Annotated in this window: 13 protein-coding genes; 5 read left to right on the top strand and 8 right to left on the bottom strand. The window is 69.8% G+C overall.

Features of this window, described 5'->3' with window-relative positions; translation table 11 throughout:
* Positions 1 to 13: 13 nt before the first annotated feature.
* From ACGFNK_RS44790 to ACGFNK_RS44770, 5 genes are all read right to left on the bottom strand, one after another.
* Positions 14 to 1,219: a low temperature requirement protein A gene (locus tag ACGFNK_RS44790; RefSeq protein ID WP_393426893.1), complete on the bottom strand. Its 1,206-nt coding sequence runs from the start codon at positions 1,217 to 1,219 to the stop codon at positions 14 to 16.
* 98 nt (positions 1,220 to 1,317) lie between these two features.
* Complete coding sequence (locus tag ACGFNK_RS44785) at positions 1,318 to 2,412, bottom strand: hypothetical protein (RefSeq protein ID WP_393426890.1); 1,095 nt, start codon at positions 2,410 to 2,412, stop codon at positions 1,318 to 1,320.
* 47 nt (positions 2,413 to 2,459) lie between these two features.
* On the bottom strand, positions 2,460 to 3,398 hold the full coding sequence (locus ACGFNK_RS44780) for an N-acetylneuraminate synthase family protein (RefSeq protein WP_393426887.1): 939 nt from the start codon (positions 3,396 to 3,398) through the stop codon (positions 2,460 to 2,462).
* A gap of 14 nt (positions 3,399 to 3,412) precedes the next feature.
* Positions 3,413 to 4,711, bottom strand: coding sequence for a cytidylyltransferase domain-containing protein (locus tag ACGFNK_RS44775; protein ID WP_393426884.1), 1,299 nt, complete (start codon positions 4,709 to 4,711; stop codon positions 3,413 to 3,415).
* Between the two features lie 154 nt (positions 4,712 to 4,865).
* The gene (locus tag ACGFNK_RS44770; protein ID WP_393426881.1) at positions 4,866 to 6,182 is read right to left on the bottom strand and encodes a DUF6716 putative glycosyltransferase; all 1,317 of its coding nucleotides are present in this window, start codon (positions 6,180 to 6,182) and stop codon (positions 4,866 to 4,868) included.
* 198 nt (positions 6,183 to 6,380) lie between these two features.
* On the opposite strand from ACGFNK_RS44770, the gene ACGFNK_RS44765 reads away from it, so the two are divergent.
* The 3 genes from ACGFNK_RS44765 to ACGFNK_RS44755 are packed head-to-tail and all read left to right on the top strand — an operon-like array spanning position 6,381 to position 9,864.
* Positions 6,381 to 7,358, top strand: a complete 978-nt coding sequence (locus ACGFNK_RS44765; RefSeq protein WP_393426878.1) for a glycosyltransferase family 2 protein — start codon at positions 6,381 to 6,383, stop codon at positions 7,356 to 7,358.
* Positions 7,355 to 8,689, top strand: coding sequence for a polysialyltransferase family glycosyltransferase (locus ACGFNK_RS44760; protein WP_393426875.1), 1,335 nt, complete (start codon positions 7,355 to 7,357; stop codon positions 8,687 to 8,689). Before ACGFNK_RS44765 ends, ACGFNK_RS44760 begins: the two co-directional genes overlap by 4 nt.
* On the top strand, positions 8,686 to 9,864 hold the full coding sequence (locus ACGFNK_RS44755; RefSeq protein ID WP_393426872.1) for an acyltransferase family protein: 1,179 nt from the start codon (positions 8,686 to 8,688) through the stop codon (positions 9,862 to 9,864). Before ACGFNK_RS44760 ends, ACGFNK_RS44755 begins: the two co-directional genes overlap by 4 nt.
* 32 nt (positions 9,865 to 9,896) lie before the next feature.
* On the opposite strand, the gene ACGFNK_RS44750 is transcribed toward ACGFNK_RS44755, so the two are convergent.
* A complete protein-coding gene (locus ACGFNK_RS44750; protein WP_386351547.1) occupies positions 9,897 to 10,532 on the bottom strand; it encodes a TetR/AcrR family transcriptional regulator C-terminal domain-containing protein in 636 nt (211 codons plus the stop codon).
* A gap of 69 nt (positions 10,533 to 10,601) precedes the next feature.
* Here ACGFNK_RS44750 and ACGFNK_RS44745 point away from each other — a divergent pair, with 69 nt between their 5' ends.
* The gene (locus tag ACGFNK_RS44745; protein ID WP_393426869.1) at positions 10,602 to 12,047 is read left to right on the top strand and encodes an FAD-dependent oxidoreductase; all 1,446 of its coding nucleotides are present in this window, start codon (positions 10,602 to 10,604) and stop codon (positions 12,045 to 12,047) included.
* Positions 12,048 to 12,050: 3 nt separating this feature from the next.
* Here the strand turns inward: ACGFNK_RS44745 and ACGFNK_RS44740 are convergent, their stop codons facing one another.
* On the bottom strand, positions 12,051 to 12,629 hold the full coding sequence (locus tag ACGFNK_RS44740; protein ID WP_393426866.1) for a Uma2 family endonuclease: 579 nt from the start codon (positions 12,627 to 12,629) through the stop codon (positions 12,051 to 12,053).
* 56 nt (positions 12,630 to 12,685) lie between these two features.
* A complete protein-coding gene (locus tag ACGFNK_RS44735; RefSeq protein WP_393426863.1) occupies positions 12,686 to 14,266 on the bottom strand; it encodes a methylmalonyl-CoA mutase in 1,581 nt (526 codons plus the stop codon).
* A gap of 253 nt (positions 14,267 to 14,519) precedes the next feature.
* Here ACGFNK_RS44735 and ACGFNK_RS44730 point away from each other — a divergent pair, with 253 nt between their 5' ends.
* On the top strand, positions 14,520 to 15,383 hold the full coding sequence (locus ACGFNK_RS44730) for a L,D-transpeptidase family protein (RefSeq protein WP_393426860.1): 864 nt from the start codon (positions 14,520 to 14,522) through the stop codon (positions 15,381 to 15,383).
* The last annotated feature ends 155 nt before the right edge of the window (positions 15,384 to 15,538 follow it).

The following is a 15,538-nucleotide window of genomic DNA, read 5'->3' as shown; positions in this document are numbered from 1 at the left end:
GATCGGACCGAACTCACGCCTCCAGCCCCTTCTCAACCTCACCGGCCGTCCGCCCGTGCAGGAGCAGCAGTCCGGGCACTGCGGCGGCCAGCACGGCGACAGCGAGCAGCGCGGGTACGAGAGCCACCACCGGGCCTGCGGAGAGGCAGGCGACGCCTCCGGTGGCGAGAACCACGGGCCGGGAACCGGCTGTACGGAAGAGGACGACCGCAGAGGCCAGGAGGAAGACGCCCGCTCCTCCCGTCAGGGCCCACGCGACCACACCATGGAGCGGCTCGGAGAGGTCGTAGTGGTCCGTGTCGGCGACCTGTTGGAGGGTCTTCTTCATGCCGAGGGCCGTGATCACGACGCCGGCGACCAAGGGGAGGTGGAGGAAGGTGTAGACGTCGCGGCCCAGGCGGGTGCGGTCGTCGCCCTCCAAGGCTGCCAGGCGGTGCTCGGCCGGTTCGGCGACGTGGCGGAAGTACAGGCGCCACAGGCCCACGACCACGAGCAGGCCCGCGGCGGCCGCGGCCAGTACCGGGGCAGTGACCGTGTGGCCGGAGACCCCTACGCCGATCGCGACGATCGACTCGCCCAGCGCGATGATGACGATCAGGCCGTGGCGTTCGGCGAAATGGCCCGGCGAGGCCACGCGCCAGCCCGAGCCGCCGGTGACGTAGATGCCCAGGTAGTCGACGGCCACCGCGCCCAGCCAGATGAGCACCTGGGTGAGGCCGGTGAAGGCGCTGCCGATGAGGAGCAGAGCGAACGGCGGTGCCACCGAGAACAGGGCGGTGCGGCGGATCGTGGCGTGCAGGGCCTGGTCCGCCGGGTCGGAGAGCCAGTAAGTGACGAGATGCAGGATGCGGACCGCGCCGTAGCAGAGGACGAAGAGGAGCGGTGCCGGCAAGCCTCCGGGCGCGTCTGCGTAGACCTCGGGCACGGTCAGGGACACCGCCAGGACCACGGCCATCACCGCGACCAGTACGCCGAACATCGCCCCGGAGTCCGCCCGTACGACATTGCCCAGCCAGGCGAAACAGCACCAACACCACCACAGCAGCGCGAGCACGACCATCCCGCCGAGCAGTCGCAGTGGTGTCGGATCGCCCGCCATGAGTGCGGTGACCTGGGTGATCGCGTACACGAACACCAAATCGAAGAACAGCTCCGCCGGGGTCACCCGATGGCCGTCCTCCGTCGCGACCAGCCGGGAACGCCCGCTGTTCGTCGCCACAACTCCCCCTTCACGGCGCGCGCGTCGCCCGCCGGCCCCTTGTCCTCCGTGCAGAACGATACCCATCGGGTACGGCCAGGGCAGGTTCCGCGGAGTACCTACGCCGACGTAACCGCCGACAGCCGGTGCACATCCCGCGCCGTCCCCGTGACCCCCGACAGGAAGCCCTGCGCCCGGGGTGAGGCGTTCTCGGTCAGCCAGGTCGGGTCGATGTCGCAGACGGCGACCTTGACGTCCGTACCCGCCAGGGCCAGTGGCAGGGTGTGGACCACGGTCGACGGGAAGCTCAGGACCATACGGCCGATGGGGCCGCGGCGGGCGATGAGTTCGAGGGGTAGGTCCGGGCGGACCACCTCCAGGCCGGCTTCCGTCGCGAGGCGGTGGAGTTTCTCGGAGCTCTCGCGGCGGTGGGCGAAGTAGCGCGTCGCGCCGTGGGTGCGGGCGAGGTGGCGAACCGCCTCCTGGTAGCGGTCGCCGTCCACCACGCCCGTCTCGACCAGGGACGTGCCGACCAGGTCGGCGCCCTTGGTGGTGCGGGGCGGGCCGAAGCGGGCGCGGGTCCAGGAGAAGTCGTTCGCCGTGACGGTGACGCCCTCAGGGGTCTCGTCGATCGGCATGGAGGAGAAGACCTCCACGTGCCGGTCCCCACCAGGAGTGAGGCGGTGGCGGGCCTTGGATGAGACCGGGGCGAAGAGCAGGTCGCGGGGGCCGGGGCGGCCGCCCTTGCGGTGCCAGCGGACCAGGCGTTCGCCGCGGGCGAGCTGGGAGACGAACTCCATGGTCGCCGTGCCGTCGTCCACGACCACCAGGTCCTGGGCCCGCGTGATGGTCAGCAGGAGTTGTACGTAGCGGGAGAACGGGTCGCCCATCACGACCCGCTTCGCCCTGCGAAGCAGCGGGGCCAGGCCCGCGATGGTGTGGAACGGGGCCGTCGCGCCGCCCCGCGCCTCCTCCCACCGCACGTCGTACCCCTCGTCCCGTGCCAGCTCCGCCATACGGCGCAACTGGCCCCGGGTCATGGGGTCGTTGGGCGACAGGACGACAAGGGTGAGCCCCGCGCCGGGGGCCCGCGCAGAGTCTCCCTCCGTGCCGAGCGCACGGGTATGCGCCCACTCCAGCACGTTCAGGAGCTGTACCGGACTCTCGACGAAGGCGAGAGTGTGGGGGCCGGCGGTTCCGGCGCGGGGGCTCATCGACGTACTACCGTCGCTTCCCTTGAAGTTGTGGGGGTTGGAGCGGATCAGACCGAGACCGGCTCGCCCGCCGCCGCGGCGATCTCCGCCTCGGCGACGACACCGGAGACGCGGCGCAGCTTCTTCATCGGGCCGAGCTCGGAGTCGTACACCTTCTTGACGCCGTCGCCGAGGGAGGCCTCGATGGTGCGGATGTCGCGGACCAGGCGGGTCAGGCCCTGCGGCTCGACCGAGGCGGCCTGGTCGGAGCCCCACATCGCGCGGTCGAGGGTGATGTGACGCTCGACGAAGGTGGCGCCGAGGGCGACCGCGGCGAGCGTGGTCTGCAGGCCCGTCTCGTGGCCGGAGTAGCCGATCGGGACGTTCGGGTACTCGGCCTGGAGGGTGTTGATGACGCGGAGGTTGAGCTCCTCGGCCTTCGCGGGGTAGGTCGAAGTGGCGTGGCAGAGAAGGATGTTGTCCGAGCCGAGGACCTCGACCGCGTGGCGGATCTGCTTCGGCGTCGACATGCCGGTGGAGAGGATGACCGTGCGGCCGGTGGCGCGCAGCGAACGCAGCAGCTCGTCGTCGGTCAGGGACGCGGACGCGACCTTGTGGGCCGGGACGTCGAACTTCTCGAGGAAGGCGACGGCCTCGGTGTCCCACGGGGAGGCGAACCAGGCGATGCCCCTCTCCTTGGAGTACTCGTCGATCTGGCGGTACTCGTCCTCGCCGAACTCCACGCGGTGGCGGTAGTCGATGTAGGTCATGCGGCCCCATGGGGTGTCGCGCTCGATGTCCCACTGGTCGCGCGGGGTGCAGATCTCCGGGGTGCGCTTCTGGAACTTCACGGCGTCGCAGCCGGCCTCGGCGGCCGCGTCGATGAGCTTGAACGCGTTCTCGAGCTCGCCGTTGTGGTTGATGCCGATCTCGCCGACGACGTAGACGGGGTGGCCCGGGCCGGCGGTCTTCGGACCGAAGGTGCGCAGACGGGAGTTGGTGCTCATGGTGGAGAAGTTCCTTACTTGTCGAGGGAGTCGAGAGAAGGACCGAGGATCCAGCTGGCGATCTCTCGGATCGCGCCGTCGCCACCGGGGACGGTGGTGACCGCGCGTGCGGCGCCGCGCACGACGTCGTGGGCGCTCGCGACCGCCACGGGCCAGCCCACGAGGGCGAAGCACGGGAGGTCGTTGACGTCGTTGCCGACGTAGAGCACGCGCTCAGGCGCGATGCCCTGCTCCTCGCACCACTGCTTCAGTGCGAGGTCTTTCCGGTCGATGCCGTGGAGGACCGGAATCTGCAGCTTCCGGGCTCTGGCGGCGACGACCGGGTTCTGCTCCGTGGACAGGATCAGCATCGTCAGGCCGCTCTTGCGGAGGGCCGCGATACCGAGTCCGTCCCCGCGGTGCACGGAGACGAACTCCCGTCCGTCGGAGTCGATCAGCACCCTGTCGTCCGTCTGGGTGCCGTCGAAGTCGAGGACGACCGCGTCGATGTCGGCGGCGGTCGGGAGGGCGCCGGGGCGGTTCGCGTCGAAGAGGGGCGCGAGGGCCCGGGCGCGGGCGAGGTCGTGCGGGTCGTCGATTTCCAGCACGCGCGCGGGGTCGGTGCGGACGAGCTCCGTACGGCCGAAGAAGCGGTGCTTGTGTTCGCGCAGGCCGACGGCGTCCATGGCGTACGCGGCGCCGGTCTCCAGGAGGTCCTGGGGGCGGTCCTGGCGGCGCGGGCGGAAGGACTTGTCGTGGTTGACGCCGTAGCCGCCGTCGGTGGCCGTGGTGTTGGCGACGGCTGTGCCACCGCCGACGGCCTGGGTGGCCCGGGTGTCGACCACGGCCGGGTCGTCGTCGGCGTCCCGCCAGATGAAGCCGTGGAAGGGCGCCACGGTCAGCGCGGTGTCCGCGCCGTTCTCCACGACCGCGCCCGCGACCCCGTCGAGGTCCTCGCGGACGATGAACGGGCTGGTGCACTGGACGAGGAGCACTACGTCGACCGCGGAGCCGTGCAGCGCCTCGTGGGCGTCCATGGCGTGCAGGACGGCCGCCTCGGAGGTGGCCGTGTCGCCGGCGATGGCGGCGGGGCGCAGTACGACTTCCGCGCCGGCCTCGCGGGCGGCGGCGGCGATCGCCTGGTCGTCGGTGGAGACCACGACGTCCGTCACCAGCCGGGCCGCGCGGCATTCGCGCACCGCGCGGGCCACCAGCGGCACACCGCCGACCGGGAGGAGGTTCTTGGCGGGGACGCCCTTGGAGCCGCCCCTGGCGGGGATCACCGCGAGCACGCGACGTACCGAAGTCGCTGGGCCCGCTTCCGAGTTGGTCATTGCCTGTACTCCTTGATTGACGGTCGTGCGGCGGTACGGCGCTGTATCGCGCCCTGCAAGGGGCGCGGGGAACTGCGCGACCAGCCACAACGGACCCGCAGGTTCATGACGGCGCCTTCAGCGGAGCGCTCGGCGCCCGTCGGCTCGGGGGCGCTCACAGCTCGCCCATCCGCCGGATGACGGGCGCCACGCGCTGCACGCCGTGCCGGTAGGCGCCGCGCGCCGCCCGGCGCACGATCTGCCGCACGGGTCCCGGCTCGGTGTCGGCGGCGGGTGCGCCGGGCAGCGGGCTGCCGTCCGGGGCGAGGTGGTGGCGGGCGAGGATGCCGGGCAGATAGCCGGGGGCGGTGACGGGCGTGTAGTAGGGGGCGAGGGAAGGGAGTTCGCCCTTGTCGAGCAGCTCGGCGATGTGCGTACGGGCCGCGTCGAAGGCCGTCTCGTACGCCCCGTCGGCTGCGACTCCCTGCCGTGCCACCCACTCCTCGTCGGGCGCCGGCTGGTGCCCGGCGTCGAGCTGGTCCCAGGAGGCGAGGCACCCGGAGCCGACGAAGTGGTGGTTGCCCAGCGACTCGCGCACGCCCAGGTCCGTGAGCAGGACCGTGGGAATACGCCGGTGCAGGGACTCCAGCGCGGCCGTCGAGCTGACGGTGACCAGCAGGTCGGTGCGGTCGAGGACCTCGCCCATGTGCCCGTACACGAGGCGGAAGTTGGCGGGCAGGTCGAGGCGCTGCGCCAGCTTCTGGTAGGGCTGCTCCTCGATGTGCGTGGTGTGTTCGCCGGGCTTGGAGCGCAGCTTCAGCAGGACCTCGCGGTCCGGATGCAGCCGTGCGTGCCGGACGAGCCGCTCCAGCAAGTACATGCGGTCCTTGCGGCTCTCCGGGACGGAGGGCTGCGCGGCGAAAACGACGGTGTACGGGTCGGTCCGGTCGTTCTCGGTGTAGGCGGCTCCGCCGAGGAACGGCAGCGCGACCTCGGTCACGGAGGAGGCGTCGGCGCCCACTCCCTCGTACACGGCGGTGAAACGCTCCGCGTCCTGGCGGGAGTTGGCGAGGACGAGGTCCGCGCCGTGCCGCAGCAGCAGCCCGTCGGCGAGCTTTTCGTAGACGACGCCGACATAGCCGGTGACGACCACGGGCCGCTTCGCGCGCTCCTGCCAGGCGTGTCCGAGACCGTGCAGCATCGCCTGGACGGCGCCGCCGACGAGGGCGAGCACGACGATGTCGTACTCCGCTTCCCGCAGGGTCCGCAGGAATTCGACACCGGTGACCTCGCGGAGCGAGTCCGCGCGGACGCCGACCTCTTGGAGCTGGCGGGCGGTGGGGGTCGCACGGCCGCGCAGGAGATAACCGTCGAGGCGGATGTCCGATTCGGCCGGTGAAATGCGGTTCGCGGTGAGCGCGCCCCATTTCCACCGGGTGTCGGAATCCGCGAGAACGGCGACTCGCAGGGAGTTCGAGGTACTTGCTGGCACGTCGAAGACGCTAGGAAGCGATTCCGATGCGCGGCCCAACCGGAATGCAACAAAGGGTTAACAGCACATCGCCGAATGGCGAATCGGGCCCGGATCCGCCCTGAAAAAGGCTGGGTTCACCATTCCGCCACGCGCCGTTCACCTGACATCTCACCATCGGTCAAGACGAATGCCGGGCTTCCCCCTAACGTCACGTGGGTGGTCAAGCTCTCCGTCATCGTGCCGTTCTACAACGTGCAGCAATACGCACCCGACACCCTGAGGAGCCTGCGTGCCAACGCGCGTCAGGACTTCGAATTCATTCTCGTCGACGACTGTTCGCGCGACGAGACACCGGACATTCTCGCGCGCGCGGAGCGCGAGCTCCAGGGTGCCGTGTACGTCAGACACGAGCAGAACGGAGGTCTGGCGACCGCACGCAACACGGGTATCGACGCGGCGCGCGGCGAGTACCTGACGTTCCTCGACGGCGATGACTGGCTCGCGCCCGGGTACTACGAGCAACTCCTGGCAGCCATCGAGGACTTGGGCGTCGACTTCGTCCGTACCGACCATGTCCAGGCGACCGCGCGGGCCCGCTCGATCCACCGCGTTCCGCACGGCCGGCGCGGTGTCGTGCTGAACCCGCGCGAGGCGATCCTGCCCGCCGACCGCTCCACCTCCGTGGACTACGCGTACGCCTGGGCGGGCATCTACCACCGCCGCCTCGTCGACCGGGGCGTGCTGCACTTCACCGACGGGCTGCGCACGGCCGAGGACCGGCCGTGGATCTGGAAGCTGCACCGCGAGGCCGAGTCGTTCGGCGTGGTGGGGCTGCTCGGTGTGTTCTACCGGCGCGGAGTCTCGTCCTCGCTGACGCAGATCGGGGACGTACGGCAGCTGGATTTCATTCGCGCGTTCGACGAGGTCGTACGGGAAACGGCCGAGGACCGGGAGGCGGATAAACTCCTGCCGAAGGCCGTGCGGACCTACTGTGCGATTATTTCTCATCACCTGGGTTCCATCGAAAGGTTCGAGCCTCCCGTGGCACGGAAACTGAAGTCGATGAGTGCCGTCGCATTGCGGCGTATGCCGCAGGACGTCCTCGACGACGCCCTCGACTCCATGGACGTACAGCGCGCGACGCGGCTGCGCCGGCTGCGCCGCCGTCCCGTGTCCGCGGGGGTGGCCGCGTGACCACCCAGATCTTCATGGCGTCGACGCTGTACGGCATGGCGACGCTGGCGGCGGCCGTCGACGCCGACTGCTTCCGCCCTGCCGACCGGCGCATCCTTCTGGTCTCCAACAACTCGGCGACGCCCGAGACCTCGCGGGGCATCGACGAGATGCCCGGCTTCGAGCGTCTGCGCGGCCGGTTCGACGACGTGGTCTCGTGGAACGAGACCATCTCCCCTTTCCACCCGGGCGGTTGGTCGCCGCGTCTGAACGACGTACCGCTGTGGGAGCGTCATCTGCGGCTCGCCTGGAACCTCGGTGACGACGACATCGAGCTGGCCGTCGAGTCGATCCAGGTGAACCCGGCGCTCGGCGTCGCGCAGATCTTCACGGGCGCGCCCATCACCGTCTACGCGGACGGCCTGATGAGCTACGGGCCCACCCGCAGCAAGATCGACCCGCTGGTCGGCACGCGTATCGACCGGCTTCTCCACCTCGACCTGGTTCCGGACCTCAAGCCGCTGCTGCTCACCGAGTTCGGTGTCGAGCCGGAGATCGTGCCGACGGACGCGTTCACCAAGGTGCTCGCCGAACTCGTCGACACGGGTGACGAGTTGCCCGTCATCGAAGAGCCGGCCCTGCTGCTCGGCCAGTACCTCTCCGCGCTCGGCATTCTCACTGCCGAGCAGGAAGAGGACCTGCACGTACGGATGCTGAGGGGAGCCGTACAACTCGGCCACCAGCGCGTGGTGTTCAAGCCGCACCCCAGTGCCCCGGCCCGCTGGTCGCGCGCCCTGGAGAAGGAGGCCGAGAAGCTCGGCGCCGAACTCACGGTGCTGGACACTCCGGTGCTCGCCGAGGTCCTCTACCAGCGGATGCGGCCCGCGCTGGTCGCCGGCTGCTTCTCCACGGCGCTTCTCACCGCCTCGGCGCTGTACGGCCTGCCCGTCGCCCGGATCGGCACGGAGACGCTCCTGGAACGCCTCAAGCCGTACGAGAACAGCAATCGCGTCCCCGTGACGATCGTGGACGCCGTGCTGCCCGAGCTGACGGACCAGAAGGCGGTCACCGAGCAGCGCGAGGGGCTCGGCACGGACCAACTCACCGAGCTCCTGCGAGCGGTGGGCTACGCCATGCAGTCCAAGATCTACCCGGATCTGCGGCCGGCCGCCGAGCGGTATCTGTCGCGCCGCCTCAACGGCCATACCTGGCGCTACTTCAAGCGTCGACGGCTCACCTCGCTGGGCCTGCCCGGCGCCGTGCCGACGCAACTGGCCTTCATTCCGCGCAACGCCACCGTCCGCCGTGTGGCCCGTCGCGCCCGATCGCTCAAGAGGGCCACTCTCGGATGACTTCGGTCGACTCAAAACCCGCCCCGACGGCTTCTCCGGAGGCGGACACCGCCGCCGTGAGTACCGTCACCGGTACCAACGGCACGCCACCGCCCCGGATCATCGCCCGGCCCCGCGCCGCCTCGCGCCTTCGCGCGCTCGACGGACTGCGGCTGATCGCCGCGCTGATGGTGGCCGCGTACCACTACGGGGGGCGGGACGGCGAGGTCGCGAAGGCGTGGGGCTCCTCGGCGAAGCTGCAATTCCCCACGCTGCACGAGTGGTTCGCGTACGGCTGCCTGGGCGTGCACATCTTCTTCGTCATCAGCGGCTTCGTCATATGCATGAGCGGCTGGGGACGGCCTCTGCGCTCGTTCTTCGCCTCGCGTGCGTCACGGCTGCTGCCGTCCTACTGGGCGGCGGTGATCCTCGTGACGGTGGTCTTCGCGCTGCCGGTGGTGGCGTACAAGGCCGTCTCGCCGAGTGACGCGCTGCTGAACCTGACGATGATGCAGCAACCCCTGGGCGTGGACCGGGTGCTGGGCGTCTGCTGGACGCTGTGGGCGGAGGTCCGCTTCTACGCGCTGTTCGCGCTGTGCGTCGTGATGCCGGGAGCGAACCGCCAGGGCATCATCCTGTTCTGCGCGGGCTGGACCATGGCCGCGGCGATAGCCGAGGCGGCGAACGAGCCGCTGCTCGACCTGGTCCTGATGCCCGAGTACGCGCCGTTCTTCATCGGCGGCATCGGCCTCTACCTCATCCACCGCGACCGGCACGACGCGTACGCCTGGGGCATCGTGGGCGTCAGCTGGCTGCTCGGCCAGCACTACGCGGTGGCCAGCCTGTGGCACGCCCCCAACCCGGACTTCTTCTCCTACCGCACCTCGTCCGGCATCATCCTGGTCGTCACCTTCGGCTTCGTCGCGGTCGCCGCGATCGCCCTGGGCTGGCTGAACTGGGCCAACTGGCGCTGGCTTACGGTCGCGGGCGCGCTGACGTACCCCTTCTACCTGGTGCACGAGCACCTCGGCTGGGTCGCCATCAAGGCCTACCACCAGAGCCTGGGCATCCCGTCGTACGCGACTTTCCTGCTGACGATCGCGACGATGCTGCTGCTGGCGTGGCTGCTCAACCGCCTGGTCGAGGACCGTTTGGGACCACGGCTGCGCTCGGCGCTGTCGAGGCCTCGTCGCTGAACGCCTGGCTCGACGCACCTCTCTGAACGCGGTCAAGGTCCCCGCAGCGTCACGTCGATTCCGGCGATGATCGCCGCAAGTCCCTCCTCGAAGCCACGGTCGTGGTCGCGGAACATCGCCTCTCCCGCGGCCACGGCGAGCGGGTACGCGGCGAGCCGCTCGGCGCGGGCCGCGAGATCGTACCCCTCGCCGCCCCCGGCCGGGTCGGGCCCCATCGCCTGCTCCTCGATGACGTAGCCGATGGTGTAGCTGGTCGCGGTGAACCAGGCCCGGGCGGCGCGGGCCGGAGTGAAGCCCTCGTTCGTGAGCACCCGGAGGTTGCGTTCCATCGGGTCCGCGTACGAGGTGTCCGTGAAGTGCGTACCGCTGTAGACCTTGGCGCCGTCGCGGTAGCGCAGCAGGTGCGCGCGCAGGCCGCGCATCGCGGTGGTGACGGCGTCCTGCCACCGCGTCGGCAGCTCGTCGAGGTCGGCGCTCATCCGCCGGAGGATCTCGGTCGCCATCTCATCCAGCAGCGCCTGCTTGTCCTTGAAGTGCCAGTAGAGGGCGGGGGCTTTGACGTCCAGTTCCTTGGCGATGGCGCGCAGGGTTAGGCCTTCGAGGCCGACCTCGTTCAGCAGTCGCAGCGCGGTGTCGGCTACCAGCGCCCGGTCGATCTTCTTCGCCACAGCCACGTCCGCACCTTATCCGGCGGTACCCCCTTGACAACTTAACAACGTTAAGGGGACCCTCACGACATGCAACTTAACAGCGTTAAGGAAGCCGACGTAACCGACGTACTGGTGGTCGGCGCAGGCCCCACCGGTCTCACCCTCGCCTGTGACCTGGCCCGGCGCGGGGTACACGCCCTCGTCGTCGAGCGGGCCGACAGGCTCTTCCCCGGCTCGCGCGGCAAGGGCATCCAGCCGCGCACGATGGAGGTCTTCGACGACCTCGGCGTACTGGACGCGATCCGCGCGCATGGTGGCCCGTACCCCGTCGGCATGATCTGGCAGGACGGGAAGCGGCAGGGCGAGCACCGGATGTTCGACGAGGTGGCCCCCACCGAGACGGTTCCGTACGCCGGGTCGTGGATGGTCCCGCAGTGGCGTACGCAGGAGATCCTCTTCGCGCGGCTGCGCGAGCTGGGCGGAGGCGTAGCGTTCGGGCGCGAGCTGACCGGGCTCACGCAGGAGACGGACGGGGTGACGGCGACGTTCACGACCGGCGCCCCCGTGCGGGCCCGGTACGCGGTGGCCGCCGACGGAGGACGCTCCACCGGACGCCGACTGCTCGGCGTCGACATGACCGGCGAGACGGTGGACCCGAACCCGGCACTGGTGGCGGACGTCCGCATCACCGGACTCGACCGCGACAACCTGCATGTCTTCCCGCCCGCCGACGGCGAAGGCTTCCTGGTCCTCTGGCCGCTCCCGGGCGTCGAGGACTTCCAGCTGGCGGCCAGCTTCGAGGATCCGGCCTCCACCCCGGACCTCTCCCTCGACGGCATCCGCAAGCTCATCGCCACTCGGACGCATCTCGCGCCCGACGCCGTGACCGAGGTCCGCTGGGCCTCGGACTTCCGGCCACGCGCCGCGATGGCGGACCGGTTCCGGGAGGGCCGGGTGTTCCTCGCGGGGGACGCGGCCCACGTCCACTCGCCGGCCGGCGGCCAGGGCCTCAACACGAGCGTCCAGGACGCGTACAACCTGGGCTGGAAGCTGGGCGCCGTCCTGCGGGGCGATGCACCGGACTCCCTCCTCGACTCGTACGAGGAGGAACGGCTGCCGGTGGCCGCGGAGATGCTGGGCCTTTCGACGCGGATCCACCGGGGCGAGACCCGACGCGGCGAGGCCACGCAGCAGCTCGGCCTGGGTTACCGGGGCTGCTCACTGACGGTGGAGACCCGCACCGGCCTCCCGGCGGACGCCCTGCAGGCGGGCGACCGCGCTCCGGACGGCACGCGGGGCGGCGTACGGCTCTTCGATGTGTTCCGGGGGGCGCACTGGACGTTGGTCGCGGTGGGGACGGAGGTCGAACTGCCGCTGTTGGAGGGGGACTTGGTACGACCAATTCGCGTACCCGCGTACGAGGCGTATGGCAGCGGGGTGTTCCTCGTACGGCCGGATGGTTACGTGGGGTGGGCAGGCGACACGGCTGAGGGACTGACGGAGTACGCAACCCGCGTGGGAGTCCTCGGCTAGCGGTCAGTCGTCGCCGTCGAGGAGGGCGTCCACGGAGAGTTCGAACGTGGCACCGACCGACTCAGGGACGTGCACCCTCTGCCCCCGCTTGTAGCGCCGGGGCTCGGGATACATGCCGTCGACCGGATCCTGGTAGAGCAGTACCTCGTCGTGCCTGCGATCGACGATGAGGTAGACGGGGATGCCGGCCTGGGCGTAGCACTCGACTTTCAGGCAGAGGTCATCGGACCAGTTGCAAGCGGTCACCTCCAACACCAGCCGGAAAGCGTGCGGTGCGTAGCAGTTGTGCTGAACGTGCGTGTCCTGGAAGTCCGCCTCGACGATCGAGAGGTCAGGGACCGCGAAGTCTTCGGGCCCCGTGGGCAGCCACAGACCGATGCCCTGCAGGCACTTGAGCCCGCTCTGACGCTCTTCGGCCTCGCAGAACTCGCGAAAGACCCGGGTCAGGGTCAGCTGATGCGGGGCGTCAACCAAAGGCGTCGCAGTGAGCCTGCCGAAGAGAACCTCACCGCGATGCCCCTCCAGTTCCCGAGTGAGCCAGGCCTCCGCCTCCAGGACCGTCGTCCGTCGTGCACGAGCCACCTCGACAACTCCCCTCCGGATAACTGAAATTATCGAGCGTATCCGGAATCGGTCACTCAGAACGCATCGCTCGGCACGTAGTTCCCCCAAACCTCCCGCAACGCATTGCACACCTCGCCCACCGTCGCGCGAGCCCTCAACGCATCCTTCATCGGGTACAGGACGTTGTCCGTGCCTTCGGCAGCCTTCTTCAGCTCCGTAAGCGCCGCGTCCACCGCCCCCTGGTCCCTCTCAGCCCGCAGCTTCGCCAACCGCTCCGCCTGCTGTGCCTCGATGGCCGGGTCCACCCGGAGGGGCTCGTACGGGTCTTCCTCGTCGAGCTGGAAGCGGTTGACGCCCACGACCACTCGCTCGCCGGAGTCGGTCTCCAGCGCGATGCGGTACGCCGAGCGCTCGATCTCGCCCTTCTGGAAGCCGTGCTCGATGGCGTTGACGGCGCCGCCCAAGTCCTCGACCTTCGCCATCAGTTCGACGGCCGCGGCCTCCACCTCGTCGGTCATCTTCTCGATCACGTACGAGCCGGCGAACGGATCGACCGTCGCCGTCACATCCGTCTCGTACGCCAGCACCTGCTGCGTACGGAGCGCGAGGCGGGCGGACTTGTCGGTGGGCAGCGCGATGGCCTCGTCGAAGGAGTTGGTGTGCAGGGACTGGGTGCCGCCCAGCACGGCGGCCAGGCCCTGCACGGCGACACGGACCAGGTTCACCTCCGGCTGCTGGGCCGTCAGCTGCACGCCCGCCGTCTGCGTGTGGAAGCGCAGCATCAGCGACTTCGGATTCTTGGCGCCGAACTCGTCCCGCATCACCCGGGCCCAGATCCTGCGCGCCGCTCGGAACTTGGCGACCTCCTCCAGGATCGTCGTACGCGACACGAAGAAGAAGGAGAGGCGGGGGGCGAAGTCGTCCACGTCCATGCCGGCCGCGACCGCCGTACGCACGTACTCGATGCCGTCGGCGAGGGTGAAGGCGATCTCCTGCACGGGTGAGGCGCCCGCCTCGGCCATGTGGTAGCCGGAGATCGAGATGGTGTTCCACTTCGGGATCTCGGTTTTGCAGTACTTGAAGATGTCCGCGATCAGGCGCAGGGAGGGCTTGGGCGGGAAGATGTACGTGCCGCGCGCGATGTACTCCTTGAGCACGTCGTTCTGGATCGTGCCCGTCAGCTGGTCGGCCGATACACCCTGCTCCTCCGCGACCAGTTGGTACAGCAGCAGAAGCAGGGAGGCGGGCGCGTTGATCGTCATCGACGTGGACACCTTGTCCAGCGGGATGCCGCCGAAAAGCACCCGCATGTCGTCGATCGAGTCGATCGCCACGCCCACCTTGCCGACCTCGCCGCTCGCGATCGGCGCGTCCGAGTCGTGGCCCATCTGGGTGGGCAGGTCGAAGGCGACGGACAGGCCCATCGTGCCGTGGGCGATCAGGTCCTTGTAGCGGGCGTTGGACTCGGTCGCCGTGCCGAAACCGGCGTACTGGCGCATCGTCCAGGGGCGGCCCGTGTACATCGAGGGGTAGACGCCGCGTGTGTACGGGTAGCGGCCCGGCTCCCCCAGCTTCTCGGCTGCGTCCCAGCCCTCCAGGTCCTCCGGCCCGTACACCGGCTCGATGGGCAGTCCGGACTCCGACTCGCGCGCCATGGTGTGTGCCTCCGCTTGCTTCACATACTCGCCAGTACAGACGACCCTAGCCACGGACTGTAGTGGTGGCCGTGCGGCCGGTGGAGAGGCCCAGGCTGGGAGCTTGCTCACAGCCCGGACGAGACCCCGGTCACAACCGCTCGCAACCACGCGCCCGGTCACCACAATGCCCCGTAGTTCGCAACCAAGCACCCCCGGGAAACCTCTCAAAGGGCACGGTGAGCAACGGGGGGTCCAAATGCGTACTCCAGGCATGTGGAGATCAGTCACGGCTGTCGTGGTCCTCGCCGCGGTGAGCGGCTGCACGGTCCAGGCCGCCGGTACGTCCGCCGAGCCGGACCCGGTACATATCTCAACGGCGCCGGTCGAGACCCCCGACGACCCCAAGCCCGTGAGTCCCGAGAAGCCTGCCCAGCCGGCCGAGCCCGCCGGCGACGACGCCAGTTCCTCGACACCCGCGAAGCCCCCGAAGCCGTCCCCACCGCCCAAGGTGCTCTGGGCGCGGGGCGACCAGGGCAGAGACGTACGCGAAGTGCAGGCCCGGCTGCGTCAGATCGCCTGGCTCTTCGAGGGCCCCACGGGGACGTACGGCGCGGCGACGGTCGCCGCCGTCAAGGGCTTCCAGGGCAAGCGGGGGCTGCCGCAGACCGGGAAGACGGACTTCGTGACCTGGCAGCGGCTGCTGACCATGACGCACGAGCCGGGCAAGTGGGAGCTGTACGCGGCGGGCGACCAGCCGGCCGCGAAGCCGGACCCGCGCTGTATGACGGGCCGCGTGATGTGCATCAGCAAGACGAGCCGCACGCTGCGCTGGATGATCGACGGCAGGACCCTCTCGACGGTGGACGTGCGATTCGGCTCGCAGTACACGCCCACGCGGGAAGGCGAGTTCAACGTCACCTTCAAGTCACGCCACCATGTGTCGACGCTGTACGACACCCCCATGCCGTACGCGATGTTCTTCAGCGGCGGCCAAGCGGTCCACTACTCCTCGGACTTCGCCGCGACCGGCTACAACGGCGCCTCGCACGGCTGCGTGAACGTACGGGACGAGGCGACGCTAGCGGCGCTGTTCGCACAGGTGAGGAGCGGCGACAAGGTCGTCGTCCACTGGTGAGCGCCGGGGCCGGAAGGCGGCGAGGAGAGGTGTGGGGCGGGGGGGGGGGGCGGGGGGGGGGGGGCCCCCCCCCCCCCCGGGGGCCCCCCCCCCCCCGGGGGGGGGGCCCCCCCCCGCCGGCCCCCCCCCGACACAACGCGCGCAAAAAAAAAAAA

It is taken from the genome of Streptomyces sp. NPDC048825, from assembly GCF_043198355.1.
Taxonomy (GTDB): Bacteria; Actinomycetota; Actinomycetes; order Streptomycetales; family Streptomycetaceae; genus Streptomyces; species Streptomyces xiangluensis.
Note: the sequence above shows the minus strand (reverse complement) of the source record. Positions and strands in the feature narration are given on the sequence as shown.